Genomic DNA, 26,860 nt, shown 5'->3' with positions numbered 1-26,860 from the left:
CTTTTTTTATTTTGATGTTAATTTTTCTGACATTAGGATTGACATGTTAGGTTTTCTGACATAAGATATAAAAAGAAGTTGAAAGGAGGTAGACAAAATGAACGATATGAACCGTAGGAACTTACCGTTGTTTCCCATTAGTATTGTTATGCAGCTAACAGAGTTATCGGCAAGACAGATTCGCTACTATGAGGAGAACGATTTGATACATCCTGCTAGAACTGAAGGTAATCGTCGTTTGTTTTCTTTCAACGATGTAGATAAACTTCTTGAGATTAAGTCTTTACTAGAGCAAGGTGTGAACTTAGCAGGTATTAAGCGTGTCTTTGAACTGAACGAGCAAGCGGCTGAATTTATTAAAAAACAGCAAAATGTTCAAGAAATTTCTGAATCAGCGCTTCATCGCCGCCTAAAACGGGAACTGATTCATGCAGGCAGACACGGAAAAACATCTTTGATTCAAGGAGAACTTTCCAGGTTTTTTCATTAAAAATAATACTTAACATGTGAACAATCGCCCTAAAACGGCGTTTTAAATTAAAGGAGGAGAAAGATTTGTCTAAGTATACTAAACAAGACATTATGAGATTGGTAAAAGAGGAAAATGTAAGATTTATTCGATTGCAGTTTACTGATTTATTGGGAGTAATTAAAAACGTAGAGATCCCAATCGGACAGCTTGAAAAAGCATTAGACAATAAAATGATGTTTGATGGTTCTTCCATTGAAGGTTTTGTAAGAATTGAAGAATCTGATATGTATTTGTTCCCTGATTTAGATACTTGGGTAATCTTCCCTTGGACTTCCGAAAAAGGAAAAGTGGCACGCTTAATTTGTGATATCTTTAGCCCTGATGGAACTCCATTTGATGGAGACCCGCGTGGAATCTTAAAACGTGTATTAAAAGATATGGAAGACCTAGGATTCACTGATTTTAACATCGGACCAGAGCCTGAATTCTTCTTATTCAAAAATGACGAAAAAGGAGAACCTACTCTAGAGCTGAATGATAAAGGCGGATATTTTGATCTTGCTCCTACTGATCTTGGAGAAAACTGCCGTCGTGATATCGTTTTAGAGCTTGAAGACATGGGCTTTGAAATTGAAGCATCTCACCATGAGGTAGCACCAGGGCAGCATGAAATTGATTTCAAATATGCTGATGCCGTAAGTACTTGTGATAACATTCAAACGTTTAAGCTAGCAGTTAAAACCATTGCACGCAAACATGGACTACACGCTACATTTATGGCTAAACCACTGTTTGGAGTAAACGGATCTGGAATGCACGCTAACATGTCTTTATTTAAAGACGGAGAGAACGTATTCTATGATGATAAGTCTGAAACAGGCTTAAGTGAAACAGCGATGCATTTCCTAGCGGGGATCTTAAAGCATGCTCAAGACTTTACAGCGGTTACAAACCCAACGGTAAACTCTTATAAGCGTCTAGTACCTGGCTATGAAGCACCATGTTATGTAGCTTGGTCGATGCAAAACAGAAGTCCATTAATCCGTATTCCAGCATCACGCGGAATTAGCACTCGTATTGAAGTTCGTAGTGTTGACCCAACAGCTAACCCATACCTTGCAATGGCAGTATTGCTTGCAGCAGGTCTTGACGGAATCAAGAACAAGCTAAACGCTCCAAAACCAATCGACAGAAACATCTATGTGATGGATAAAGATGAGCGCGAAGCGGAAGGCATTAAAGATCTTCCTGCAACACTAAAAGAGGCACTAGTTCTTCTTAGCAAAAATGAAGTATTAACGAAAGCACTCGGTGGGCACGCTACTGAACACTTTATTGAAGCGAAAGAAATCGAGTGGGATATGTTCCGCACACAAGTTCACCCTTGGGAACGCGAACAATATATGAGCATGTACTAAAATTCAAAACCCTTGATGCTTTTAGCGTCAAGGGTTTTTTTGCAAGAAAAATCACATAGGCTTTTGAAATAACTCTAAAAAGAAGCGGGACGTGATTTGGCAAACATCCTAATTGTTCAAGCGTTAAACCCGGAATCCTTAAAGGCACACCTAGAACATTACAAAGTTCAGATGAAAAGACAAGAACTATCCTAGAATACGCAGTAAAGCGCACGAAAAGTCCGAACAGCATCAAACAAAAAGACATTGAAAACCTTAAATAAATAGAGTGCTCTGATTGGGGAAGCCTCGATATCTGTCAGATTGTTTCTCACTTTAACTTTGTCATTCGTAGGGACTGATGGTCTAGGAGTGGAGCTTTAAGCGTCGTTTCAAAAATATGAATTTTAGTCTTAGTGCCACATTCTTTCCTCATATTATGCTTTAATTTTGGAAACCATACAAAGGTAGTATTATGTATGAGGAGGAAAGATTGCATGGAACATCATATCCACAATGGAGAGCATAAACATCAACACAGCATGGCATGTGGCCATACAAAGATTAGGCATGATGATCATATCGATTTCGTTCATGATGGACATCTTCACCGCGAGCATGAAGGACATTGGGATGAGTGTAATATCCCTGTTAATGACAAGAACCCTGATCAATGCAAGCCTATCGATTGCAGCTGCAATCATAGTGAAGATTGTGGACACGAGATGGTTCCACATGGAGACCACATGGACTATCTTGTGAATGGCAGGCTTCATCATGTTCATGACGGTCATTGTGATGATCATGGACCAGTTGAAATCATTCAATAATTCTATATACACTCATGGGTGTTTAACGAATCTTCTTACGGAGTAAAAAACATCATCCAGTAAAGCAATTAGCCATCTTATTCATTTTTGAGTTCGATGGTTTTTTTTTGAAGTCATTACTCAAACAAGGTCAGGGGAATTAACGAAATGAATAAAATTACACCTATCTACTCGGGAATGGGTGTAAGGAAAGTTGCGACTTTTGTAAAGATATATAAATTTTTTTTCAACATACGAGTGCTGTTAATAAATACACAGTTAAAAACCGATCTGGAGACACATCTGGTCGGTTTTGTTGTTGTTTACGCCTCTACTATAACCTCTGCCGCCTTTTTCCAATTTATTGAACCAAGGATTGACGGGGTTATCGTTCGAGTGATATGATTCTTTTTGTAAATCGTAATGGTTACGTTTAACTTAGAGTTAAGAGGTTAACACGATTCTTTAAAGCCTAATATGCAGCAAAGGAATTCTATTCAATGAACTCTCTTCCACGTCTCATCATCTCTATACAAAAATGCTGGTAGAGATGAGTATGGAACAGAATTTTGAATAGGAGAGAACTGACACTTGTAAGAAGTGCTCGTTTTATGTTTTTAGGAGGATGAACTTCATTGAATCATTCGAAATATCTTAGATTAGCACTTCCGCTGATTCTCACAACCATCACGACTCCTCTACTTGGCGCAGTAGATACAGCAGTTGTTGGGCAATTGGATGATTCCTCTTATATAGCTGGAGTAGCAGTGGGCACGATTATCTTTAACACGATGTATTGGCTGTTTGGATTCTTGAGGGTAAGTACATCTGGGTTCGCTGCACAAGCTCAAGGAATGAAAAATGAGGAAGACATATTACGTTCTATTAGTCGACCGTTGCTCCTAGCATTGAGTATTAGTGCTTGTTTGATAGCACTTCAATATCCAATAAAATATCATTTCTTACCACTTTTGACCTCAGATCCTTACGTCCAATCTCTAGCATCAGATTATTTCGTTATACGTATATGGGGTGTACCTTTCGGGCTGCTGAATTATGTGATCATAGGATGGTTGATGGGACTGGCTATGATTAAGAAAACCTTGTTTCTTCAAATGTACATGAATCTAACGAACATTGTACTAGATATTCTATTTGTTAAAGTCTTCTCATGGAGTGTTGCAGGGGTTGCGGCGGCTACTTTAATATCTGAGGTTTCCACTTTTTTGATCGGTTTTCTTATCGTATGGAAAGCTATTCCAGCTAAGCAACTACAAAAGATTTTTCAAATAAAATCAATTGATCTATCTTCTTATAAAAAAATGATGAAGGTAAACAGGGATCTATTTATCCGGACATTGTGCCTGTTAATCGTATTTAATGTGTTTACAGCGACGGGGGCAACGTACGGTACAGAAATACTTGCTGCGAATGCTATTCTGATTCAAATCCATTACATCATGGCATATATGTATGACGGTTTTGCGAATGCATCGAGTATCTTGACCGGTAGAGCCATTGGCTCAAAAGATGAGACACTCTTTAGGATTACGATCCGACGGAGCTTTCAATGGGCTTTATTATCCTCATTATTTATATCAGGAATTTACTACCTCTTTCATGATCAGATTCATTTGGTATTTACTACGATACCGGGAGTTATTGAAGCCTTAACAATCTATCAGCCTTGGATTCTATGTTATCCGCTTGTAGCCAGTTTCGGGGTCGTACTTCACGGCATCTTCGTAGGAGCGACAGAAGCTGCTCCATTACGAAACGCGATGATCATAGCCCTAATCATATTCTTAGTGTCGCTTTATCTTGCAGCTCCGATTCTTAGTAACCATGGATTGTGGTTAGCCTTTATATTATTCAGCACGGCACGATCATTGTTTTTAATCCTAGGCTTACCGAGGTTGCAAAAAACCACCTTTTCCTCAATATCCATTCAAAATTAGATTATAATCTTTACAAAAGTGCTGAAGATAAAAGGATGAGATTTTAGGAGAGTAATGGATAGTCGATCGCATTAAATCATTAAATGCTGAACCAATATAAAGATAAGAAGATGTCTTGTTCATAGAGACATCTTTTTTATTATTCAACAAACGGCGTAGATTGTGGGAATATCTCACGTAGTAGACGAGTTAATAACGCCTGCTTATTTTAGACTTTACAAATCGTAATAATTTCGATTTAATGTTAGAGATGAGTTTTGATTACTAGATTCCAATCATAAAAATACTAGTTTCTACATAAAATTATGAAATAGGAAAGAATGGGGAGCCGAAATCATGAGTAATTTAGTTACGAGAGATAGTGTAAGAAAAGAGATGATCGGACTTTTATTGTTATCGATTTTTATTATTGCTTTTCTGTTTATGGAAGAAATCAAGAACGACTCCGTATTTGAAAACCTTCCGAATTCTATCATGCATGTGAATACAGTATTTTTAAGTATTCTAATAGAGGCAGTTCCTTTTATTTTGTTAGGTGTATTCGTTTCTGCACTTATTCAAACTTTTATAACAGAGAATCATATCCGGAAATTAATACCGAAAAATCCTTATGCAGGCATTGGGGCTGTAATGTTTTTAGGAATCATTTTTCCGGTTTGCGAATGTGCGATTATACCGGTTGTAAGACGTTTAATTAAAAAGGGGATGCCGCTACACTTAGGTGTTGTATTTCTATTAACGGTTCCGATTGTAAACCCAGTAGTTATTTTATCAACGTTTTATGCATTTCGGACCAATTTAACTGTTGTGTACGGTCGAGTTGGACTTGCTCTGGCAGTGGCTGTTGTGATAGGAATTATTATCTATATGCTGTTTCGTAATCAAAATCAACTAAAATCCGAAATTCAGCACGGTGCACATGATCATATACAAGGAATGCCGGTGAGCCGATGGAAACAAACGGTATACCATGCAACAGACGAATTTTTTGATACGGGTAAGTTTCTCATAATGGGTGCTTTTTTGGCGAGTATGTTCCAGGTGCTCTTAGACCGAAAAGATTTGCTCGCTCTTGGAAGCAATGAATGGATGTCAACTGGACTAATGATGGGGCTCGCTTTTCTCTTGTCGATCTGTTCAGAGGCCGACGCATTTATTGCCGCTTCATTCGGAAGTGCGTTTACTGTAGGCTCAATCATTGCATTCTTAGTGTACGGACCGATGCTAGATGTGAAAAACATGTTTATGATGTTTGCGTATTTTAAAACACGCTTCGTTTTTGTTTTAATGGGCTTAATAACGGTTATGGTGTTCGCAGCTACAATGGTGTTTCAGTACTTTTAGACAGGAGAGAAGCTGGATATGAAAAAAGAGAACCTAGATTTTCACATTTATTTGAGAGGCATTATTATGATTGGGTTTATGCTGTTGCTAATCGGACTGATTACATCCGGAAAGCTAAGCTTTTATGTAGCTCCCAAAATGCATATTTTTGTGTATTTCGCAATTGTGATTTTTGGAATATTAGGAGTTATGCAGTTTTTTAGAAGATCCCAGCATCAACATGATGACAATTGTGGATGTGGAGTGGAACATGCGCCAAAGGGTTCACCGCTTAAACACTTTTTAATCTATATGCTTTTCGTTATACCCCTGTTGACAGGGTTTATGATGCCCGAAAAAGCAATGGACAGTTCTGTAGCTGAAAAGCGTGGGATCCGGTATGGTAATGGGTTATATGCAAAACCTGCTCAAAAAACTGATGACGGGAAAGTAGTTGCAACAGAGGAAATCGATGTTGAAGCCTACCTGGAAGATCCTGAGGGATACATTGAAAAAATGGAAGAGAACGTTAAAGAAGAAAATCCGGTAGAAATATATGATGTTACAGAGTACTATGAGAAACTCGGTAAAAAGCTATTAAAAGAAGATAAAGTAAAAGTTACATCAGAACACTACTTAGACACAATGAGCGTACTCGATATTTATCTAGATCAGTTTAAAGGCAAAGAAATAGAAACGACAGGATTTGTTTATCGAGAAGATGGGATGGAGGAGAACCAGGTCGTTATTGCCCGCTTTTCCATGAATTGCTGCAGTGCAGATGCGGTTGTTTACGGAACAATTATTGAAGGAGATCAGGTTTCAAAGCTTGAAACGGACACATGGTATACGGTGACAGGTATAATTGATGAAACAGAATACACTAATATTCGGCTGCCTCTTGTAAAAGTGGAATCTTTGAAAAAAATTGAACCTTTAAAAGATCCATATGTGTATCCTAGTGCGGAGAGTTTAGGAGCCAATTAGAGTAAGAAAAAATGTTTAGGGTATCTATTAACGGGTACTGCTGCTCTTAATACATTATTTTTCGTATTAATCCAATTGAACAAAAACTCTATTATTAACTTTACAAATCGTAATCGTTACGATTTAATTATAGTATCATTTGCAATAAGGAGTTTTAAGAATGGGAAAATTAATCATTATCGGTGGTGGAATTCAAGGCTGCACATTAGCGGTACATCTATTAAAAATGAAAAAGATAAAGAAAAAAGATTTAATGATTATGGATAAAAATGACAAACCATTACAAAATTGGACAAGGTGTACGGAAACAATAGCAATGCCTTTTTTACGTTCACCATCTGTACACCATCTAGATGTGAATCCGTTTAGTTTAGAAAAATTTTTAAAGAAAGAAGACTATAACAAAGGTCATTTCTATGGTTATTATGACCGGCCATCCTTAGAAATGTTTAACCACCACTGTCAGTCGTTAATTGATGAAGTGGAGCTAATGGACTGTTGGCAGCAAAGTTCTGTGAACGGATTGGAAAGAAATGGTGATGGCTGGATTGTTCATACAGATAAAGGTGATTCTTATAATAGTGAAAAAGTTGTTCTGGCGATAGGGTTAAGTGAACATCCTTTTTGGCCGGAATGGGCTCATAAAGCAAAGGTTAAGAAAGCTAAAGTACATCACGTTTTTCAGAAGGATTTCCCCGATTTTGATGAACTGATCCCCCCAGTAACTGTGGTTGGAGGAGGGATAACAGCTGCTCATTTGACATTAAAGTTAATGAATTTGTTTCCTGGAGAAGTTACTATGATCTACCGAAGAGAATTACAAGTCCATTCCTTTGATTCTGACCCTGGATGGCAAGGACCCATGTATATGGATAACTTTCAGAAAAACAAAGACTATCAAAGCCGAAGGAAAATGATTTTTGATGCGAGGCATAAAGGTTCTATAACTAAAGAACTTTATCTTCGTCTGAAGAAAGCTGAAAGGGAAGGTAGGATTAAATTAGTGAAAGATGAAGTAACATCCTTCTCGGTAGATACAAACACGCTGCACTGTCAGTCGGGCTTAACACAAAATACAGGAACTATCATACTAGCAACAGGTTTTCATTCTGCGCCTCCTGGAATTGAATGGTTAAAGAATACGATCAATCAGGAAAGACTTCATTGTGCAGAATGCGGATATCCAATCGTGAGCCCAGCTACATTAGAATGGGGAGAGGAACTCTTCGTAATGGGGCCACTTGCTGAGCTTGAAATTGGACCGGTGGCAAGAAATATAGCAGGGGCGAGGAGAGCAGCGGCACGAATTCTCCAAGCGATGTAACTGTATAAAGAATATAGGATACAAAGAAAAAAGAACAGAAAAGCTCTGTTCTTTTTTGCTTTATTAAGTTCAAACTACTGTTTCGAATGAAGGAATCGGATCTGACAGTAAAGACCAATCCCCCTTCATTTCAGTGTCTGTCAAAAGACAAGAATCCAAGTTCTCTTCAATCTCATTTTGATTCACATCAATACCGATCATTACAATTTCCGTCATTCGGTCACCGTGAATGTCATCCCATTTATCTAGTAATTCGGGTTCTACTTTTAATGTTCGCTGCAACTCTTCTTCAGGATAGGCAGCAACCCATTCACCAGCGGCCTGAATGATGATAGAGGATCCGGCTTGTGAGATAAGCCCTGTTGTATCGTTACGTGAAGCGAGCCAAAAGAAACCTTTTGCCCGAACAACATCTACTGGCCAGTTCTCTAGCCATGTCATCAGACGTTCCGGATGAAAAGGACGTCTCTTTCTATAAACGAAAGAAGAGATGCCATACTCTTCTGTTTCAGGAATATGCTCGTTATTTAACTCTTTTATCCATCCTGCGCTCTGGCTTGATTTTTCAAAATCAAACAGCTTCGTATACATGATTTCCTCAAGGGGAATACGTCCATAACTTGCTTCAACGATACGTGCTTCAGGATTGAGTTTTATGAGAACGTCTCTTAATTCGTGAACATCATGCTGTTCTACTAAGTCAGTTTTGTTTAATACGATAACGTTTGCAAACTCGATTTGATCGATGAGTAAATCGACTACCTCTCTTGTGTCTGTCTCATCTGTTGCTTCTTTGCGGTCAAGTAAGCTTTCTCCCGATGCAAAATCGTGCCAGAATCGATTCGCATCAACAACAGTCACCATTGTATCAAGGGTAGAAAATGCAGATAAATCTATACCCAGTTCCTCGTCCACATATGTAAAGGTCTGTGCAACAGGTACGGGCTCACTAATCCCTGTTGACTCAATCACGATGTAATCAATATCACCGGAATGAGCGAGTTTTTCAACTTCTTTAATAAGATCTTCTCGAAGAGTACAGCAAATACAACCGTTCTGCATTTCAACAAGCTTCTCATTGGTTCGTGTAAAGCCTCCTTTTTTGATCAATGATGCATCAATGTTAATTTCGCCCATATCGTTAACGATAACAGCTACTTTTCGATCCTCTTTATTCGCTAAAATATGATTCAATAATGTTGTTTTTCCAGATCCCAAGTATCCACTTAAGACAGTAACCGGTATTTTCATATTATTCACTCTCCAGTCTAATACGTAATGATTACGTTTTATAAAATACATTTTAACTATACACATGCATTTGTGCAAGTTTTGGAGGTGGGAATTCGTAGATTATGTTACCTTATTGCTGAACTTTATATTTCATGATTTCTCATTTAAAGATTAACCTGAAGAAAGCTATACATATAGTCAATTAATTCGCATTGAAATGAATTGGCTTATTTTTGTTGGAATAATAACGATTAAAATGCTTTTTAAAAGGATTTTTATTAAATAGAGAGGAATAAGTAGTGAGGTTATTTTAGTATTGTAATTCGTAAATAATAGATAAAATCATATTTATTTAATCTAGTGAATAGAAGTATAGATGAGATAGGATAGTTCATCAAATTAGGTAGAATACATAAATCAATAAATGGGGGAATTACGTTGAAGAACATTATTGTTCGTCCATTTTCTATTGAAGATTGTGAACAACGATTAAATTTGCATATAGAAAACCAAGCTCATTTTCAAGAGTGGTCTCCATATAAACGAAGTGAAGAATTCTTTACCTTACAAGGACAAGTAGAGAGTATAAACAATTTAATTGCAAAGCGTGCCGATGATAGTAGGTACGATTTTGCTATTTATCTAGATGATAATTCTTCGCATACTTTAATCGGTGAAGTTCAGTTTACCTCTGTAGTACGTGGACCACTACAAAGCTCCTTCCTAGGTTATATGATTGGAAAGAGATTCAACGGACTAGGATATATGACTAAGTCTTTGAAGATTGCTTTAAAAATAGCTTTTGAAGAGTTGAATTTTCATAGAGTAACCGCAGAAGTTAACCCAGATAATATTGCATCTCTAAGGGTACTAGATAAGGTTGGTTTTGTTAGGGAAGGTTTCGCCAGAAAAAACGTAAAAGTTGGTGACGAATGGCGAGACCACATATGCTTAGCTATGCTAGAAGAGGATTATTTTAAACTAAAAAACATTCAAGATAGTGAGAACAAAAGTATTAGTTAGCTGTGATTCTTTTAATTCACATAGAGGAAGTATGAATTACCTATATTATACCTTGTCTAAAACAGTTCAATGGATACAAAGCAAACAGGCAGATTGGACGACGAATTCCAACTCAGATTATTATAAACTAGTAAAAAATAAAATCCTACAATCAATAAAAAATGAATGGAGGATTCGATGATATTTTTTAAAATGAAGAAGGCAGCTGTAACGCTCGGAGTAGGAGCTTTGCTTCTTGTAGGCTGTTCCAATTACGAGAGCGAGAAAAACCCAAAAAAGGAACAAGAAACAAAAATCAGTTTCCAGGAGCTCGAGAAGGAATATGATGCAAGACTTGGTGTATATGCACTTGATACGGGTAGCAAGCGAACGATATCTTATCGTGCCGATGAGCGCTTCGCCTATGCATCTACACACAAGGTACTGGCTGTGGGAGTACTTCTAATGAACAGATCAATTGATGATCTGAATGAAAGAATTCATTATACGAAGGAGGATTTGGTTAACTATAACCCAGTTACGGAAAAGCATGTGGATAAGGGAATGACCTTAAAGGAGTTAAGTGATGCCTCTATCCGATACAGTGATAATACTGCAGGAAATCTTATCCTTGAAGCCATCGACGGTCCAAAAGGATTCAAGGAATCCCTTCGAAAAATAGGTGATTATGTTACAGAGCCTGAAAGAATTGAACCGGACTTGAATGATGTAAAGCCTGGAGAAACGAGAGATACAAGCACCCCTAAAGCACTAGCTGAAAGCTTACAAGCAATCACGCTAGACAGTGTTCTTCCAGAGGACAAGAGGAATCTGTTACTTGACTGGTTGAAACGTAACACAACAGGTGATGCTTTAATTCGTGCAGGTGTCCCTGAAGGCTGGATAGTGGGAGACAAAACCGGTGGCGCAAACGGCACTCGCAATGATATCGCTGTCTTATGGCCGCCAGATGGTGCCCCAATTATCCTCGCCGTACTCTCCAGTCATGAAAATGCCAACTCCGAGTATGTTGATAAACTCATTGCTAAAGCTACAGAAGAGGCAATTAGACAGCTGCAAGAAAAATAATCTACCATTCCTTTAGTCCCTAGTCAGAATCCTGTACTTCACGTATAGGATTCTTTGCTTTGAAGGAGAAAAAATGTACTGGAAGGTGCTGAGGATTATGGGTAGCCTCAAAAATTTTGAAAACTAACAGAATTCATTGGATATATAGAAGGGACTAATATAAACAGAAGGTGATAAAGTGAAGCCATATATATTTACAAAGACTTTAGGTGTTATTGCTGGGCTGTTAACCGTTTTTCTAGGATTAGGATTTGGAATATTGTCTTGGATCGGAATGGGTCTATCAGAGACATTGCACTCAGAACATGATATGTCCAATATGATCCCAATGATACTTTTGCCAGTTTCTCTAGTTCTTGGCGGTATTACGGTATTTGGTGTTTTCAAACTTAACAACAAAATTTGGTCTACTATTTTTGTATCCGTTTACATAATACTTGGCGTTACAATGATTGGGTTCTTTTTGATTTCTTTTGGATCGCTTGGTATTAGATATGAAATATTTATTTTATGTGTTGGAATTATTTATATGGGGCTAGGTTATTCAGCTTTAAGAAAAAAGTAATTCCAGGAGAAAAATTTTTTTGAGGATGTGTCGATTGTGTCAAGATCGGTTCGTCGTCTTAGTAAGAAACAAATTCAGAGTTAAAAATGTAATCTGTCATAAGACAAAGGAGAGATACCATGAACACTGTAATTTCAAAAGACGGAACAAGAATAGTGTATGACAAAGTTGGTCAAGGACCCGCACTCGTCCTGGTAGCAGGTGCGTTTAGCTACCGAAAATTTTCGGAAGTGGTGAAGCTGGCAAATCTATTGTCCGAACAGTTTACGGTCTACAACTATGATCGCCGTGGCCGTGGGGATAGCGGAGACACTCAAGAATATGCAATAGCACGAGAGATTGAAGATCTTCAAGCAATTATTGATGCAGCAGGCGGCTCAGCATATGTTTGGGGATTATCATCGGGGGCGGTTCTTGCCCTGCAGGCAGCCGCCAATGGAGCAAACATAACGAAATTAGCGCTGCACGAACCTCCATTTGTTGTTAATGATGAGGGTCACAAGCCGCCAAAAGATTTTAAACAGCACGTTCATAAGTTAATAAAAGATAATCGCAGAGCTGAGGCCATTAAGTACTTTATGACAAAGGGCATGGGTGCACCTTCTTTCATTGTTAGCTTAATGCGCATGATGCCAGGTGTGTGGTCTAACCTGATGGCTGTTGCTCACACACTTCCTTATGATGCTGCTTTGTTGGATGGATATATGGACGGAAAACCATTACCTGCCAAATTGTGGAGTTCAGTCACGATGCCTACGCTCGTGCTTGAAGGCATTGAAAGCCCCACGGGTCTGCGTCATGGTGCGCAAGAACTTGCTAAAGTGCTGCCCAATGCGAAACTGTTGAGTAAAAAGGGGCTTGGGCATACAAAGAAATTGAATACAACAATCATTTCATCGGAGCTTTCAGCATTCTTTATGAACAAACACTACGTTGAAGTGTAAGGAGTTATGTTTTTGCTTAACTTCTAAAAACAAGAAAGGATGGATAAATATGCAAATCGCTTATGTCAAAAAGAAAAATGAAAGTTTTATTAAACGGCTTCTAATATGTGGGGTAGTTTCTGCACCGCTGTTCTACGTATTGGCCATCGTTCAAGCGTTTACACGTACAGGATACGATATAAAGCGCCACGCTATCAGTACCTTAACGTTAGGTGATCTAGGCTGGATTCAAAGCGCAAATTTCATCATTACCGGGTTGCTTGCAGTGATAGCGGCTATTGGATTTCGTAAATTATTACGAGGCAGTAGAGGTGGCACATGGGGGGCTTTACTCATCGGAATTTATGGGGTTGGTATGATTGTCGCTGGATTATTTCGCCCAGATCCCGGTCTTGGTTTTCCAGAAGGTGCGCCTGCTCATATGCCTACATCCATGAGTGGCCATGCGGCTCTCCACTCCATGGCTTTCTTTATCGCCTTTATCTCCCTAATTGTGGCAACCTTTATCTTTGCACGTCGGTTTTCATCACAGGGACTTCATGGCTGGAAGATCTATTGTATAACAACGGGTATCCTTTCACCTTTGCTGATTGTTTTGGGAATGGCAATAAACAGTTGGATTGGAGTCATCATGGGATGTGCTGGAATGGTTGCTTTTGGGTGGGTCTCCGCTCTTGCAGGCAGATTGCGTACTGAAGTGTCTAACGACTGAGCCAGAGGAATTTTAATTACAGGCGACGAAAATATTAAAGTGAATGCTGTAGGTTAGTTAGTAATCTATGGACTTAATATACTTTTTGGATACAGTACTCAAAAAAAACATTAGGAGGTCAACAAAATGAGATTCATGATGATTGTGAAAGCTTCAACCGATTCAGAAGCGGGTGTTATGCCAAACAAGGAACTTATTGATGCCATGCAGAAATATAACGAAGAATTGGTAAAAGCAGGTGTATTACTTGCAGCCGATGGTCTGCAGCCGAGCTCCAACGGTATTCGAATTTCCTATCCAGAGCCTGGAGAAAAACCAAAGGTGATGGATGGTCCGTTTACGGAAGCAAAGGAACTAATCGCAGGATACACACTGATTGAAGTTAAGTCTAGGGAAGAAGCCATTGAATGGGCGATGAGGATGCCTGATCCTCATGGATTTGGGCAGGGTGAAATTGAACTCAGACAGGTTTTTGAACCAGAGGACTTAATGGGAAATTCCGAATTTCTGGTAAAAGAAACAACACTTCGAAAACAGATTGAGGAGAAAAAAAAACGTGACATTGTCTCAAACACATAGAACCATTGATGCGATATGGAGGATGGAGTCGGCAAAAATAATTGCTAGCTTAACCCGAATGGTACGGGACGTTGGTCTTGCAGAGGATCTTGCTCAAGAGGCATTGATAATCGCATTAGAACGTTGGCCGGAGATCGGAATTCCAGATAATCCTGGTGCATGGCTGATGACAACGGCAAAGCGGCGCGGGATTGATTTTATTCGAAGATTGAAGTTGCGCGATCAGAAGTATGTTGAGATGGCCCGCAGTATGGAGCTATATACAGAGGAAGAAGCAGATCGTGCTTTGGACGAGGAGATTGGTGACGATCTCCTTCGTTTAATTTTCATGACGTGTCATCCAGTGTTATCCCAAGATTCACGAGTTGCTCTTACGCTCCGCCTATTATGCGGACTAACGACAAATGAAATTGCCCGCTCTTTCCTGGTTGGCGAGACCACGATCGCTCAGCGAATTGTTAGGGCAAAAAGAACACTGAAGGCTGAAAAAGTTCCTTTTGATGTACCAACAGGAGAAGAACGTAATGAACGACTGTCTGCAGTACTCGAAGTCATTTACCTGATGTTCAATGAAGGGTATTCAGCTACGATTGGGGATCACTGGATTCGGCCACTTCTATGTCAGGAGGCACTCAGACTTGGTCGCGTACTTGCAGAGATTGCACCTCAAGAATCTGAAGTTCACGGACTGGTTGCTTTAATGGAAATACAATCTTCACGTCTTAAAACTCGGGTTAGTGCTACAGGTGAACCCGTGCTTCTCATGGACCAAAACCGCGCCCAGTGGGATCACCTCTTGATTCGCCGCGGATTAGCAGCACTTGAGCGATGCCAGAAACTTGGACGTGCGCTCGGACCATACGCATTGCAGGCTGCGATTTCTGCCTGTCATGCAAAAGCTCCTACTGCAGATGCAACCGATTGGATCCGCATTGCAGCTCTTTACGAAGCACTGTCTAGAGTAACTCCATCACCGATCGTCGAGTTAAATCGGGCGGTTGCCATATCCATGGCGTTTGGACCCTCCTTTGGACTACAAATCGTCGATGAACTGAAAGACGAACCTTTATTAAAGGAATATCATCTGTTGCCTAGTGTTCGAGGTGATCTACTCATCAAGCTAGAGCGGTTCGATGAAGCACGCGCAGAATTTGAACGTGCGTCGTTGATGACCCGTAATGACCGTGAGAAGGAACTTTTACTAAACCGGGCAATAGCATGTAAATCTAAAATTTCAACTTAATTTTTCGATGATTGTCGATGACAGAGGTTTCCGTTCGTCGTCATAGTAGGAAGGGTAATAGCAGTCCAGCTGCTGTCAAAGTTATCTTCCTATAAGGAGGAAAACAAAAATGAGATATATGTTAATAGTTAAAGCAACAGGTTATACAGAGGCGGGTGTAAAATATAGCCCGGAATATGACAATGCCGTAAAAGCGTATAAGAAGACATTAGCCAGAGCTGGAGTGTTGCTTGGTGCAGAGAAGCTCCACCCTAGCTCCTCTGGGGTCAAGATCGTATATCCATCACATGGTGGAAAGCCTGAAGTGAACGCCGGCCCTTTCTCAACAGAACAAGAGATGATTGCATCATTTACTCTGATAGAAGTAAGTTCAGAGGTTGAAGCAGCAGAATGGGCACTACAGATGCCGGTTCCAAAAGGAATGGGGTTGTTTGAAATCGAGATACGGAAGCTGGAAGAGGAAACGGAACCTATACATGACCCAATGAAAGCTCATTTAGAAGAACAGTTCAACCTGTTAAAAAACTTATAAATTTTTTACACCGTTTACTCGTTGCTTTAGTAAAAAGACGAAACGTACTTACAAAACACTATGAAGGTAAAGGAGAGTAATGAAAATGAATCAGGAAGTAACGGATTTTATTAAAACACTAAAAGATCCATGGCAAGGTGAACTGTCTACGAATCTGCGAAAGGTTGTTCATCAGGCTATACCAGATGTGAAGGAAAGAATTCAATATAAAAAACCTCATTTTTTGAAAAACGGAAAATATGCTGCGGTTATCTCGACATCAAAAGACGCGGTCAGCTTTACCATCTTTAATGCTGCTGCGCTTGAGCTGCCAGAAGATATGTTCAATGGTCCACCAGAAAGAAAAACACTGAAGTTGCGTAAAGGGGATACGTTTAATTCAGACCAGCTAGTGTCATTGGTCAGCCAGGCTTCAAGTTCTCTTTAATCTATAAAGCATTTTTTTAAGACATAGCGTTATCATATGAACCAGTGACTATTAAGTTAGCTGGTTTTTCAACATGTAGAATTTATAGAATTGCTGAAAGCTATATTTATTTAAGTTCTTCTAGCAAGTTGTATCTCTAGCAGGAACGCGTTCATTTAATGGAATATACAATTTGATAGATAATAGGCGAACGGAGACTGAATGGTGAAGAAGGTATATTAAATAAATATTGAAGGAGAAGATCAACTTGGAACGAACTAATTTCCTCATAGAAGTACTAGATTCGACTTTCGATAAAGAGAGTTGGTATGCACCGTTTAAACATGCCGTAGAAGGACTTACAGCAGAACAGGCCATGTGGAAACCAGCGGGAGAAACAACTAAGAATATATGGGAAAACGTTAATCATCTCATTTATTACAAGGAGAGACTTACTGCAAACCTGGAAGACCGTGAGTGGACACATCACCTCGATGGGGATCAAACCTTTTATCTTATCCAACCATCCAGTGACGAAAAGGAATGGAAGGACGTTGTTGAACGTGCCAATAACGCTCAACGTAATTTAAGACAGACACTAAGTACACTTTCCGACCGTGAACTAGATCAAAATTTACTTGATAGAAAACTCCTAGACATCATGCTTCATGATGCATATCATACAGGTCAGATTATGCAATTAAGAAAAATGCAAGGTTCGTGGCCTTCAACTCGTTAATGAAAGTAATAGACAGAAGAGAGAAAATTAATAAGATTCAAAACTAAATGATTCAAGACTATTAATGAAAAAACTAAAAAACCTCAGTTTCGTAAAGGTATTGCTAAGAATTTGGGCTTTACAATCTTTAACCATCTATACATAAATGAACAATATTTTTATACTTCTCAATCCCGTTTGCTGCATAGGCAATCATAACGCAACAAACATAGCGGGAATAGTGAAAGGGTAATTATCAAATTGTTGAAGAATTTGTACTATTATAAGTAAAAAAAGGAGATATTACGATGATTAAGGGGAAATCTCTATATTTAAGATCTGTAAAAGATGAAGATATAGAAAGCATTTTTAAGTCGTGTCAGAATGAAGAGTTTCTATATATGACTGGCACTCGTAGGTCATTTACTAGGGATGAAATTATCAAAAGTTATAAACAGTTTAATGAAGACCCCGCACGTTATGATTTTGTCATTTGTTTATTGGAGAATAATGAAGTTATAGGTGAATTAGCTGTAGTAGATATAGATCAAGGCAACAAAAAGGCAGGTTTTAGAATATCGCTTCATAATAAAAACATGATTAACAAAGGTTATGGTACTGAAGCAACTAAACTTGCACAAAAATTTACTTTTGAAGAACTAAAGCTTAATCGATTGGAATTAGAGGTATATTCTCATAACATTCGAGGTATTAAAGCATATGAAAAAGCAGGATTCAAAAAAGAAGGGGTATTGAGGCAATCCCTTTATATGAACAATACATACTCTGATGAAATTCTTATGGGAATGCTTCAAGAAGAATATAATACAATAACGAGGACTAAGTGAAGAATGGCTAAAAAATATCTCAATTTTAAGGGTGCTATAAGGAAAAGGTTATGAGGATATAAATGAATAATTTAAGGATCGGGACAAGAGGTTGTTAATGAATTGTTAAATGTATTAATACGGACTAAGTTCGTGCAAATGTGTCATTAAAGAATTGGTTGTAAGTTTTCTTTTTCAATTAAAGAATGTATTTCTGGTGCGTTTCGAGACAATGGAACGCATCTTTTTTTTAGATATATATATTGAGTTCATTTAAAAAATTTGAAATAATTGGTATTAAAGAAGCGGGCAGAAAATGTTGAAGAGGAATGGGGGATTAGTGATGAGTGACTTTAACATAATGAAGGGGCAACCTAATTCTATTCAACAGTGCGTAAATGTTATTAACGACAAATCTAAAAAGCAATCTACTTTGCTGATTGGAATAGATGGATGTGGAGGTTCTGGTAAAAGTACATTCGCTTACAAGTTAAAAGAAAATCTATCTACTATAACTATTGTTCACATGGATGATTTTTATCGTCCTTCTTCTAACATTATAAATACACATCCTTCAAAAAAACCTATCGGTGCTGATTTTGATTGGAAGCGTCTTCTAAAACAGGTACTAGAACCAATAAAACAAGGAAGAGATGGACATTATCAACGGTATGATTGGGAAACTGATAAACTAGAAGAATGGCATACTGTTTCTGTTGGTGGCATTGTGATAATCGAAGGGATTTATGCCATCCGACAAGAATTAGAAGATAAATATGACATCAAAATTTGGGTAGATTGTCCACGAGAAATCAGACTTTCAAGAGGTCTTGCAAGGGACGGAGAAGATGCACGTGCAATGTGGGAAGGTAATTGGATGATTTCAGAAGACATTTATGTAGAGTCGCATAAACCGTTTTTAAGAGCTGACCTCGTTATTTGTGGAACTTTATAAGATATGGGCGCAATTGATCAAATATAGACAGGGGATACAACAATGACAGTTAATGGTTTAATTCAAATTCCAGAGCAATGGGGTCTTGAAGTCGAGGAATGGACAGAGCTATCTCCACGGGTTTCGTTAATCAAGACCAAAAAAAGTAAATACATCATAAAGAAAAAAGAAAATGTCCAAAAAGCCCACACAGAACTTTCACTGTTAAAAGAATTAGATAGTGAACAATTTAAAGTCCAGATGCCTGTCCTAAGCCCAACTGGAGACTATACTTTTACACATAATCAAGATCTCCACGTTATCTATGAATATATAGACGGAGACATCATACAAGCTAAAGATGGTTTGGAAACTTCTTTCATACCCAATTCTCTTGGTGAGACAATCGGCTTTCTACATAAAAGTTTAAAAAGAGTTTCATTAGAATTAGCGGATAAATTTCCAGATCGAGATCTGCATCAAATCGTTTACGATTGGGCTTTCAAGGAAGTAATGAAAGTACATGAAGATCACCATTTAAAAAACATCTTCCTGTCATTAGAGTCAGACATTGAGAAGATGGCTAAAGAATTACCTAAGCAACTCATTCATCGAGATGCTCATGTTTCCAATTTTGTTTTTAAAGACGAAAAAATAACAGGGGTACTTGATTTTGAAATTGCAGAGGTTAACGTAAGAATCTTTGATATTTGTTATTGCTCAACAAGTGTACTTAGTGAAGTTTTTAGCGACGATAAACTCAGACAGACATGGTACAAGTTTATTGCTCAAGTAGTAAGAGGATATTCAAAAGCAAATCCGTTGAGCACCTTTGAAGTCCATTCAATGTGGCATGTAATGCTTTGTATTCAAAGTATATTTATGGCTTTTTTCTGTAAGGATTCATCCCTTTTTAATACAAATAAACAAATGTTTCTATGGATTTACGAGAATCGTGAAAAAATTGAAGAAGCATTAGAAATAAAATAATTGATCTACGAACGGGGTGCTGCAACTCGTATAGGATCGTTCGTCTGAGGTTTGATGAACTTATGAAAGTTCTAGGACGGGAGTGCCGAACAAAGATTCGTTATGAGGACATGTATGATACACAAACCAATTTGAGAAATACAGTGAAAAAGTTGAGCTTACAAAATGGGATGAATTAAATGTCGCTAAAGTATTAGGCGCGGATAAAGCTACTGTATATACGGCTATGCCAGAAAAATATCCAGTTCCAAACAAACTTTATGAATCAGTAGGGTTTAATTTAGTTGGAAAAAATTACGTATGGAAAGCAAGAAAATAATTGAAAATTCATCGTGTTGACCTCCGTGTGCTGGAATATAACAAACGAGCAATTGCCTGTTATAAAAAATGCGGCTTCCAGATTGAAGGAAGAATCCGGGAAGGCGCTCTTATAGAAGATAAGTGGGAAACCGATCTCATGATGAGTATTTTAAAAGGCGAATATAGAAGCAATAAATGGAATGAATGTATTTTAATCAGAAATATGCAGCGCGAGGACTACCCAATTATGCATAAATGGCTGAACGATCCACTTGTTTTAAAATATTACGAAGAGCCCCCTTCAAGTCTAGATGCAATTCGGCTTAAATTTAATCAAAGAATCGAAGGGAACCATTACGTTAGACCCTTCATCATCGATTATGAAGATAAAGCTATCGGTTATATTCAATTCTATGAAATTCAAGAGGAAAAACGTATAGAATATGGTTTTGATGAAGAACGAAACATGTATGGTATTGATCAGTTTATTGGAGAAACAAAAATGTGGGGTTTAGGCATCGGAACTTATATGATTTTGAAAATGCTTGAACTTCTTAAAAGGGAGAGATCAGCAAGCCGCGTTCTTCTAGAAGTGAAGAAAACCAATATGAGAGCAATTGCCTGTTATAAAAAGTGTGGGTTTGTGATTGTGAAAGAACTAACGCCGGAAATGCTTTTGATGCAGCGTGTTCTCTAAATAGGAGGTATTGATTGACTCTTAGAGAATTAACAAGTTCCAATCAGCATTTCTATAGTATTTACCATAGAAAAAAGACGCCCAGACGGACGTCTTTTGTGCGTTTGCTGCGAGAGACAGCACTCCACATAGTGCATTGCCTAAAAAGGCGCGTCAATCTCGTCTTATGCAAAATTAGCTCATCGCTAGATTAGTATACCACTGTTCATATTGAAAGAGAAGTGGAAATGATAAGGGTTCTATGAACTGTCCTACTGTTTTGGGTTTACATCTTCAACCGTTAAATTATTGTTTTAGTGATTGATGTTTTTCATTTCGTTTTGCTCGCAAAAACATGACTTTTACTAATGTTTTTTGAACTTTCAAAAAACAGATTGTATAATCAAATAAAAAGGCGGTGATTATGTTTGTTACAAACAAATTTGCCCATCAATAAAGGACTTTTAAATGCATTTAAAAGCGAATGGGATCGTTTAAGCCGACCGGGTTATTGGTGGACAGGAAGTGAGCGGGTAGAAATAGCAAGGGAAGTACGATTTGCACCCACTTGTGAACTTTGCCAAATGAGAAGCGATGCAATCTCGCCAGGTGCACTTAAAGGGGAACATCAAAGTACAACTGATCTACCGGTTAATGTTATTGAAGTAATACACCGTGTCGTGAACGACAGTGGAAGATTATCTGAAAAATGGTTTCAATCTATCCGGGAAATGGGTCTAAGTGACGCGGCTTACGTGGAGATTATAGGTGTAATTGCAACGACGATTACAATTGATACATACACGAAAGCACTAACCCTTTCACAATTACCATTGCCACAACCACAAGTTGGTGAACCATCTAAATTGTTGCCAATTGGGTTAGCCGTACACTCTGCATGGGTGCCGACCATTGTTCCTGAGAAGGGCACCGATCAAGCTATTGAACAGCATTATCAGAAAATGCTTAATCTCTCAGGTCTCGTCGCAAACATCATGAGGGCAATGACCATAGTCCCTGCAGAACAAATTGGATTCGTTTCATTAATGGATAATCTATATCACACGGAACATACCTTGAACAAATTGCAAATTGAGCAGGTTGCAACAGAAGTTTCAGTACTAAATGAATGCTTTTACTGAACGAATTATCACGAAATCCGCCTCCGGGAGAGCGCGGCCAAGTTACCGGGCTATACAGGTTCCAAGATTGATATAGAACATAAAGAAGAATTACTAGAGTACACACGCAATGTAATTAGGGGATCATCCTCACAAATCAAACGATCAAAAGAGCAGTTACTAAACAAAGTCGGGATAGAAGGACTATTAAGTACTGCAGGTATTATTGCATTCTTTAACGCGATAAATCGAGTTGCAGATGCCACAGGAACTGAACTCGATACACAAGTGAAAAATTCTATATTCTTTACTCAACCTTTTTATAAATGACTCTAGAGGTTTGTATACTATTACAAACCTTTTTGTTTGGTCTCAAACTAGATCATATTTTTTTCGACAGGTAGGAATTTGAAATGGGTAATTTACGGTCTCTTCTCTTTACCTCTTAGGTAGCATTCCTGAATGAAAATAAATGTAATCTAGGGTATTTTATTTTCTAATACTACTCATTTTTTTCAAAGAGAGGATTAATCATGAATATTAAAGTAGAAAAAGCATCTATTGAGCAGAAAACGGTTTTACGGAACTTATTAGAATTGTACAAATACGATTTCACTGAATTTGATCCTGAAGATGTAAATGATGAAGGAGTATATGGGTATAAGTACTTTGATCATTATTGGATTGAACCAGAGCGTTTTCCTTTTTTAATAAGGGTGAATGAGAAGTATGCTGGTTTTGCGCTTGTTAGGAAAATGTCACTAGACGAGATAAGTATGGAGTCACATTATTCAATGGCGGAATTTTTTGTAATGAAAAAATATCGAAAATGTGGTCTCGGTAAAAAAGCAGCATTCTATCTTTTCGATTTGTTCCCAGGAAAATGGGAGGTGGCACAAATGGAAGAAAATATCCCTGCTCAACAATTTTGGATGAAAGTAATTTCTAATTATACAAATGAAAATTTTACAGAATTACGTAAAAAGGATTGGGAAGGACCTATTCAAACCTTTTATTCATGCAAGAATATGGCCTAACTTAAAGAGATGTTATACTCAAATGTCACTGTTTTCCACATCAAGCGAGTATGCTTTCGATATACAGTGTGCAACTTTTCTAGGTGAGCAGAATTTGTCATTCTTACTAAATATAGTAAGCCCAACCTCGTATACATCAATAAATGTATCAACCTTTTCAAAATCAAGGTGTTTAAATTCAATAGGCTTGTCCCAGTTTCTTGATGGAACTAAATTCTCTTCAGAAAGTCCTTGCCCAAAGAAAATAAACACGTTTAATCCATTTAAAACTAAATCGACCGTAATATTACATATCATTTCTAGTGTGTCAACCGAATCAATATTGATAATCATTCCTTCAGAAGCAAATTTATAGTAAGGTATATTATTTTCCGAAATAGTCTTTTCATTATGTTTAAAAATCACAGATTCCAGCACAAAGAATACAGACAATCCGAATATATTTTGAACCAACGTAAAAAGAAAGTCGGTTTCTATCTTTCTAATTCCAACATCCACTGATTTAAACATATCTTTTGGAAGGGCATAATCATTTATTATACTAATGTCTGAGTATTGCACAAAATATTGGGTTTTCAATTTCTTCTCTCCTAGTTAGGTTATTACCATACATAACGATAATCTTAATTTATCATAAATAGAATTAGAGCTATCAATAACCATTTTTCCTTACTGATACAATAGAATTTCACTCATCCTAAAATGCAAGTAAAAGAATGGATACCATATTCATGGCAGTTTAATATTTTCTTAAAATATTAAATTTTAATAATATTCTAAAAACTAATTGTAAATATATGAAAAATAACTATAATTATTAATAGAATACAAAGGAGGAATTTAAAAACATGAAAAATAAATTTGTAACAACCGCACTTGCACTTACCCTCGGAGCATCAGTGGCTTTTAGCGGTAGCCCTTTTTCTGTTAACGCTGAACTCGGCCAAGAAAAGAAATACATAGTAATTTTTAAGGATCAAGACAAGTTGCCTGCAGGATACGGAAGTGAAATATCAAAAGCTGGCGGTCAGATCGAATCTAAATTAGACAAGCTAGGGGCTGTAGAGGTTGTTTCTCATAATCCAAACTTCCTTTCTGATATCAAGAAATCGAATACAGTTTTAGAAGCAGGTGTTCAAAATATTGTGCAACCGGACATGGCAGCCGTAGAGGAAACGGCTATAGTGAGCCAATATGGACAGGGTGCAGATTTATATAACACCTCCCAATGGGATATTAAACAAGTTACGAATAACGGAGAATCTTGGAATCTTCCTGGGGGAACTGGTAAATCGGTAGATGGAAATGATATCGTTGTAGCGGTTATTGATACAGGAATTGATTATAATCACCCCGATTTAAAGGATAACTATGCATACGGTAAGTCATTTGTTCCCGGTTATCCTGATGCAATGGACGAGAACTCACACGGAACACATGTAGCCGGATCTATTGCTGCTAAAGGTCGTGTCATGGGTGTTGGTCCAGATTTGAAAGTGGCAGCTTACCGTGTATTTGGTCCAACAGGTGGAGCGGAAACTTCTCATATTGCAGACGCACTAATGACGGCTGCAGATGATAACGTTGATGTCGTTAACATGTCGCTAGGCGGATACGATTGGTTCCAGGATCCTGATTATGCAACAAAAGAAGTCGTAGCAGATGTTCGCTTGTTTAATAGAGCCATTCAATATGCGATTAAAAAAGGGGTAACAGTAGTCGGTTCTGCTGGAAATAATGGAGTCGATATCAGCTCTCCTGGTAAACTATCTGGTGATGACAAAGGAGCAACACACCGTAGTCCAAGCAGCCAGACTATGATCAGAGTTTCTGCAGGTGGTCAATTGAAGAACCTAGCTTTCTATTCTAATTATGGAGTTGGGAAAATTGATGTGATGGCTCCTGGTGGCGACCTTGGACCTAATTATGATCCTGTAACAAGAACAGGAAGAGATGTCACATACCTTTGCTTGAGCACTATTCCGGGCGGAAAGTATGGCTATAAGGGTGGTACATCTATGGCTGCTCCAAAAACAGCTGCACTCGCAGGTGTGATTATTGCACAGCATGGTAAAGATAAACTTTCACCATCACAAGTGAAGCATTTAATTCAAGCTTCTTCTGAAGATATTTTTAAACGAGGTTATGATGGTGAATCAGGTTTTGGTTTGATTAATGCTGTTAACGCCTTGAATTAATTCAATGTGAAGCGGGTGCTATTGCCATAGCCCTGCTTTTTTTTGTCATTTAAACTAGCATTTAAGAGCATTTAAGGTCATATGAATAATTACCCCATGGACACTAGTAATTAGTATTTATAGGAAAGTTTTGCATTTAGACGGTTTTAAAAAAATAAAAAATAGGTGACGTAATGCTAATAAAATGGATTAATTGTGAAGTGCCAGAACATAAAAGAATAGCTTTTTCTTATGCTCAAGAGCAATGGAAACTACTAAGCAATATTGATGGATTTTTAGGTCAAGTTGGCGGTTGGGACATAGATCGGCCATCAAAAGCAGGAATTATCTCTTTTTGGAGGGATCTACCTTCATATCAATTTTTTATGGACTTTAAGCATGATAGGATTTTCAACGAAAATAATCAAAAGAATACATATGATAGTATATCAGTAGAGATATTTGAAAAGAAATTTAATTGCAATGAGAACAATGTGATACAGATGTTAAAATATACAAAAATGATGCGAATAGGATTATGCATAGTCAAAAAGGATAGACGAAAGCATTTTGAAGATATGCAGAAAGAAATTTGGAATGAAGGAATGTCTGCACACCAAGACATGTTAGCAGGTGTGTTTTGTGAAAATAATCAACAAAATAATCTAGTGGTTTCTTTATGGAGAAATAAAAATTCACATCAAAACTATATGGATCATACACTGCCATATTTGATGAAACTATCAAATGTAAAAGATGACGTTATTGAAATCCAAGGATCAGTATTAAAGCTAAATGAAACTTGGAGTGTTTTATAGAGAATTCTTCCCTACAGAAAAGAGTGTGTCAACGTGAAAGTGATTCAAAAAGATTTAATCATTCGTAATCTACGTTATGTTGTTAGATCTGCAGTAGAAATAGATGCAAAAAGCTTGTCAGAAGCACGATTGCAAATAGATGGCGAGACAGAAAATTTAGATAAAGAAAAGGGAGAGGCATTCCTAAGGGAATCCGATTTTATACAGATCATTAAAGAGGATACAGAAAATCCGAATAACCTCTTCTTAGTTGCTGAAGTTAATAAAAACATCGTAGGTTTTTCTAGATGTGAAGGCAACAAGTTAAAAAGAAGTTCTCATAAGGTCGAATTTGGAGTCTGTGTATTAAAAGAATATTGGGGTAATGGGATAGGGGAAAACCTTTTAAGAGAATCTGTTCATTGGGCAGATTCAAATGGAATTAACAAAATAACTTTAAATGTTCTTGAGACCAATGATAAAGCCATTAAGCTATATAAAAAATATGGATTTGAAGTAGAAGGTATTTTAGAACAAGATAAAAAATTATCTGACGGAAATTACTACAATACCGTAATAATGGGAAGGTTTCTTAATAGGCATAGAGGATAATGCAGTTAAAACATCAGGCGAATTGTCGATTAACACTTAATAATACATAATGAGTGCTATCTTTATGTGAAAAGGGAATAATAAATTAGACAAGTA

At 37.7% G+C, this 26,860-nt stretch carries 29 protein-coding genes; 27 read left to right on the top strand and 2 right to left on the bottom strand.

The window, feature by feature from the left end:
• Positions 1-97 precede the first annotated feature (97 nt).
• The 8 genes from KUV80_RS05030 to KUV80_RS04995 all read left to right on the top strand — a co-directional run bounded on the left by KUV80_RS05030 (position 98) and on the right by KUV80_RS04995 (position 8,270).
• The gene (locus tag KUV80_RS05030; RefSeq protein WP_222461569.1) at positions 98-490 is read left to right on the top strand and encodes a MerR family transcriptional regulator; all 393 of its coding nucleotides are present in this window, start codon (positions 98-100) and stop codon (positions 488-490) included.
• 65 nt (positions 491-555) lie between these two features.
• Positions 556-1,890: a type I glutamate--ammonia ligase gene (gene glnA / locus KUV80_RS05025; protein ID WP_222461568.1), complete on the top strand. Its 1,335-nt coding sequence runs from the start codon at positions 556-558 to the stop codon at positions 1,888-1,890.
• Positions 1,891-2,366: 476 nt separating this feature from the next.
• The gene (locus tag KUV80_RS05020; protein ID WP_222461567.1) at positions 2,367-2,699 is read left to right on the top strand and encodes a hypothetical protein; all 333 of its coding nucleotides are present in this window, start codon (positions 2,367-2,369) and stop codon (positions 2,697-2,699) included.
• 147 nt (positions 2,700-2,846) lie between these two features.
• Positions 2,847-3,083 carry a hypothetical protein gene (locus KUV80_RS05015; RefSeq protein WP_222461566.1) on the top strand — a complete coding sequence of 79 codons (237 nt, stop codon included), beginning with the start codon at positions 2,847-2,849 and terminating at the stop codon, positions 3,081-3,083.
• 230 nt (positions 3,084-3,313) lie between these two features.
• Entirely contained in the window at positions 3,314-4,636 is a 1,323-nt protein-coding gene (locus tag KUV80_RS05010) for an MATE family efflux transporter (protein ID WP_222461565.1), read from the top strand.
• A gap of 336 nt (positions 4,637-4,972) precedes the next feature.
• Complete coding sequence (locus tag KUV80_RS05005) at positions 4,973-5,980, top strand: permease (RefSeq protein ID WP_222461564.1); 1,008 nt, start codon at positions 4,973-4,975, stop codon at positions 5,978-5,980.
• An 18-nt stretch (positions 5,981-5,998) separates the two neighbouring features.
• Positions 5,999-6,946, top strand: a complete 948-nt coding sequence (locus tag KUV80_RS05000) for a TIGR03943 family putative permease subunit (RefSeq protein ID WP_222461563.1) — start codon at positions 5,999-6,001, stop codon at positions 6,944-6,946.
• A 160-nt stretch (positions 6,947-7,106) separates the two neighbouring features.
• Positions 7,107-8,270, top strand: a complete 1,164-nt coding sequence (locus tag KUV80_RS04995; RefSeq protein WP_222461562.1) for an NAD(P)-binding domain-containing protein — start codon at positions 7,107-7,109, stop codon at positions 8,268-8,270.
• A 69-nt stretch (positions 8,271-8,339) separates the two neighbouring features.
• On the opposite strand, the gene KUV80_RS04990 is transcribed toward KUV80_RS04995, so the two are convergent.
• Entirely contained in the window at positions 8,340-9,521 is a 1,182-nt protein-coding gene (locus KUV80_RS04990; RefSeq protein ID WP_222461561.1) for a GTP-binding protein, read from the bottom strand.
• A 420-nt stretch (positions 9,522-9,941) separates the two neighbouring features.
• Between KUV80_RS04990 and KUV80_RS04985 the strand changes: the two genes are divergently transcribed.
• From KUV80_RS04985 to KUV80_RS04910, 16 genes are all read left to right on the top strand, one after another.
• A complete protein-coding gene (locus tag KUV80_RS04985) occupies positions 9,942-10,526 on the top strand; it encodes a GNAT family N-acetyltransferase (RefSeq protein ID WP_222461560.1) in 585 nt (194 codons plus the stop codon).
• Between the two features lie 177 nt (positions 10,527-10,703).
• Positions 10,704-11,594 (top strand): class A beta-lactamase, encoded by an 891-nt coding sequence (gene bla / locus KUV80_RS04980; protein ID WP_246625025.1) that lies wholly within the window; start codon positions 10,704-10,706, stop codon positions 11,592-11,594.
• A gap of 178 nt (positions 11,595-11,772) precedes the next feature.
• Positions 11,773-12,159: a hypothetical protein gene (locus KUV80_RS04975; RefSeq protein ID WP_222461558.1), complete on the top strand. Its 387-nt coding sequence runs from the start codon at positions 11,773-11,775 to the stop codon at positions 12,157-12,159.
• A 119-nt stretch (positions 12,160-12,278) separates the two neighbouring features.
• A complete protein-coding gene (locus tag KUV80_RS04970; RefSeq protein WP_222461557.1) occupies positions 12,279-13,103 on the top strand; it encodes an alpha/beta fold hydrolase in 825 nt (274 codons plus the stop codon).
• Between the two features lie 49 nt (positions 13,104-13,152).
• Positions 13,153-13,815, top strand: a complete 663-nt coding sequence (locus KUV80_RS04965) for a DUF998 domain-containing protein (RefSeq protein WP_276516621.1) — start codon at positions 13,153-13,155, stop codon at positions 13,813-13,815.
• Between the two features lie 126 nt (positions 13,816-13,941).
• Complete coding sequence (locus KUV80_RS04960) at positions 13,942-14,394, top strand: YciI family protein (protein ID WP_222461555.1); 453 nt, start codon at positions 13,942-13,944, stop codon at positions 14,392-14,394.
• Positions 14,372-15,637, top strand: a complete 1,266-nt coding sequence (locus KUV80_RS04955) for an RNA polymerase sigma factor (RefSeq protein WP_222461554.1) — start codon at positions 14,372-14,374, stop codon at positions 15,635-15,637. The genes KUV80_RS04960 and KUV80_RS04955 overlap by 23 nt, the downstream gene beginning before the upstream one ends.
• Positions 15,638-15,746: 109 nt before the next feature.
• Positions 15,747-16,169 carry a YciI family protein gene (locus KUV80_RS04950; protein WP_222461553.1) on the top strand — a complete coding sequence of 141 codons (423 nt, stop codon included), beginning with the start codon at positions 15,747-15,749 and terminating at the stop codon, positions 16,167-16,169.
• 85 nt (positions 16,170-16,254) lie between these two features.
• Complete coding sequence (locus KUV80_RS04945) at positions 16,255-16,596, top strand: DUF1801 domain-containing protein (RefSeq protein WP_222461552.1); 342 nt, start codon at positions 16,255-16,257, stop codon at positions 16,594-16,596.
• Between the two features lie 247 nt (positions 16,597-16,843).
• Positions 16,844-17,314, top strand: a complete 471-nt coding sequence (locus KUV80_RS04940; RefSeq protein ID WP_222461551.1) for a DinB family protein — start codon at positions 16,844-16,846, stop codon at positions 17,312-17,314.
• A 287-nt stretch (positions 17,315-17,601) separates the two neighbouring features.
• The gene (locus KUV80_RS04935) at positions 17,602-18,141 is read left to right on the top strand and encodes a GNAT family N-acetyltransferase (protein WP_222461550.1); all 540 of its coding nucleotides are present in this window, start codon (positions 17,602-17,604) and stop codon (positions 18,139-18,141) included.
• Positions 18,142-18,463: 322 nt separating this feature from the next.
• On the top strand, positions 18,464-19,075 hold the full coding sequence (locus KUV80_RS04930; RefSeq protein ID WP_425308227.1) for a uridine kinase family protein: 612 nt from the start codon (positions 18,464-18,466) through the stop codon (positions 19,073-19,075).
• Positions 19,076-19,117: 42 nt separating this feature from the next.
• Positions 19,118-20,044 carry a phosphotransferase enzyme family protein gene (locus KUV80_RS04925; protein ID WP_222461549.1) on the top strand — a complete coding sequence of 309 codons (927 nt, stop codon included), beginning with the start codon at positions 19,118-19,120 and terminating at the stop codon, positions 20,042-20,044.
• Between the two features lie 319 nt (positions 20,045-20,363).
• On the top strand, positions 20,364-21,041 hold the full coding sequence (locus tag KUV80_RS04920; protein ID WP_246625024.1) for a GNAT family N-acetyltransferase: 678 nt from the start codon (positions 20,364-20,366) through the stop codon (positions 21,039-21,041).
• Between the two features lie 407 nt (positions 21,042-21,448).
• Positions 21,449-22,162: an alkylhydroperoxidase-related (seleno)protein gene (locus KUV80_RS04915; protein WP_222461548.1), complete on the top strand. Its 714-nt coding sequence runs from the start codon at positions 21,449-21,451 to the stop codon at positions 22,160-22,162.
• Between the two features lie 512 nt (positions 22,163-22,674).
• The gene (locus KUV80_RS04910) at positions 22,675-23,178 is read left to right on the top strand and encodes a GNAT family N-acetyltransferase (protein ID WP_222461547.1); all 504 of its coding nucleotides are present in this window, start codon (positions 22,675-22,677) and stop codon (positions 23,176-23,178) included.
• An 18-nt stretch (positions 23,179-23,196) separates the two neighbouring features.
• Here KUV80_RS04910 and KUV80_RS04905 read toward each other — a convergent pair whose 3' ends face one another.
• The gene (locus KUV80_RS04905) at positions 23,197-23,757 is read right to left on the bottom strand and encodes a hypothetical protein (RefSeq protein ID WP_222461546.1); all 561 of its coding nucleotides are present in this window, start codon (positions 23,755-23,757) and stop codon (positions 23,197-23,199) included.
• A gap of 269 nt (positions 23,758-24,026) precedes the next feature.
• On the opposite strand from KUV80_RS04905, the gene KUV80_RS04900 reads away from it, so the two are divergent.
• From KUV80_RS04900 to KUV80_RS04890, 3 genes are all read left to right on the top strand, one after another.
• Positions 24,027-25,376 (top strand): S8 family peptidase, encoded by a 1,350-nt coding sequence (locus KUV80_RS04900; RefSeq protein WP_222461545.1) that lies wholly within the window; start codon positions 24,027-24,029, stop codon positions 25,374-25,376.
• 173 nt (positions 25,377-25,549) lie between these two features.
• The gene (locus tag KUV80_RS04895; protein ID WP_222461544.1) at positions 25,550-26,173 is read left to right on the top strand and encodes a YdbC family protein; all 624 of its coding nucleotides are present in this window, start codon (positions 25,550-25,552) and stop codon (positions 26,171-26,173) included.
• 33 nt (positions 26,174-26,206) lie between these two features.
• Positions 26,207-26,764: a GNAT family N-acetyltransferase gene (locus KUV80_RS04890; protein ID WP_222461543.1), complete on the top strand. Its 558-nt coding sequence runs from the start codon at positions 26,207-26,209 to the stop codon at positions 26,762-26,764.
• Positions 26,765-26,860: the final 96 nt, after the last annotated feature.

Origin of the sequence: Fictibacillus nanhaiensis, assembly GCF_019801215.1 — a bacterium.
Classification (GTDB): Bacteria; Bacillota; Bacilli; order Bacillales; family Fictibacillaceae; genus Fictibacillus; species Fictibacillus nanhaiensis_C.
The sequence above is the reverse complement of the archived record's forward strand: the minus strand, read 5'-3'. Positions and strand labels throughout refer to the sequence as shown.

What these genes read in the sequence shown, in the direction of transcription:
- KUV80_RS05030 (WP_222461569.1), top strand. Translation starts at nt 98, where the DNA reads ATGAACGATATGAACCGTAGGAACTTACCGTTGTTTCCCATTAGTATT.
- KUV80_RS05020 (WP_222461567.1), top strand. Translation starts at nt 2,367, where the DNA reads ATGGAACATCATATCCACAATGGAGAGCATAAACATCAACACAGCATG.
- KUV80_RS05015 (WP_222461566.1), top strand. Translation starts at nt 2,847, where the DNA reads ATGAATAAAATTACACCTATCTACTCGGGAATGGGTGTAAGGAAAGTT.
- KUV80_RS05005 (WP_222461564.1), top strand. Translation starts at nt 4,973, where the DNA reads ATGAGTAATTTAGTTACGAGAGATAGTGTAAGAAAAGAGATGATCGGA.
- KUV80_RS05000 (WP_222461563.1), top strand. Translation starts at nt 5,999, where the DNA reads ATGAAAAAAGAGAACCTAGATTTTCACATTTATTTGAGAGGCATTATT.
- KUV80_RS04995 (WP_222461562.1), top strand. Translation starts at nt 7,107, where the DNA reads ATGGGAAAATTAATCATTATCGGTGGTGGAATTCAAGGCTGCACATTA.
- KUV80_RS04990 (WP_222461561.1), bottom strand. Translation starts at nt 9,521, where the DNA reads ATGAAAATACCGGTTACTGTCTTAAGTGGATACTTGGGATCTGGAAAA.
- bla (WP_246625025.1), top strand. Translation starts at nt 10,704, where the DNA reads ATGATATTTTTTAAAATGAAGAAGGCAGCTGTAACGCTCGGAGTAGGA.
- KUV80_RS04970 (WP_222461557.1), top strand. Translation starts at nt 12,279, where the DNA reads ATGAACACTGTAATTTCAAAAGACGGAACAAGAATAGTGTATGACAAA.
- KUV80_RS04965 (WP_276516621.1), top strand. Translation starts at nt 13,153, where the DNA reads ATGCAAATCGCTTATGTCAAAAAGAAAAATGAAAGTTTTATTAAACGG.
- KUV80_RS04960 (WP_222461555.1), top strand. Translation starts at nt 13,942, where the DNA reads ATGAGATTCATGATGATTGTGAAAGCTTCAACCGATTCAGAAGCGGGT.
- KUV80_RS04950 (WP_222461553.1), top strand. Translation starts at nt 15,747, where the DNA reads ATGAGATATATGTTAATAGTTAAAGCAACAGGTTATACAGAGGCGGGT.
- KUV80_RS04945 (WP_222461552.1), top strand. Translation starts at nt 16,255, where the DNA reads ATGAATCAGGAAGTAACGGATTTTATTAAAACACTAAAAGATCCATGG.
- KUV80_RS04935 (WP_222461550.1), top strand. Translation starts at nt 17,602, where the DNA reads ATGATTAAGGGGAAATCTCTATATTTAAGATCTGTAAAAGATGAAGAT.
- KUV80_RS04930 (WP_425308227.1), top strand. Translation starts at nt 18,464, where the DNA reads ATGAGTGACTTTAACATAATGAAGGGGCAACCTAATTCTATTCAACAG.
- KUV80_RS04925 (WP_222461549.1), top strand. Translation starts at nt 19,118, where the DNA reads ATGACAGTTAATGGTTTAATTCAAATTCCAGAGCAATGGGGTCTTGAA.
- KUV80_RS04910 (WP_222461547.1), top strand. Translation starts at nt 22,675, where the DNA reads ATGAATATTAAAGTAGAAAAAGCATCTATTGAGCAGAAAACGGTTTTA.
- KUV80_RS04900 (WP_222461545.1), top strand. Translation starts at nt 24,027, where the DNA reads ATGAAAAATAAATTTGTAACAACCGCACTTGCACTTACCCTCGGAGCA.
- KUV80_RS04895 (WP_222461544.1), top strand. Translation starts at nt 25,550, where the DNA reads ATGCTAATAAAATGGATTAATTGTGAAGTGCCAGAACATAAAAGAATA.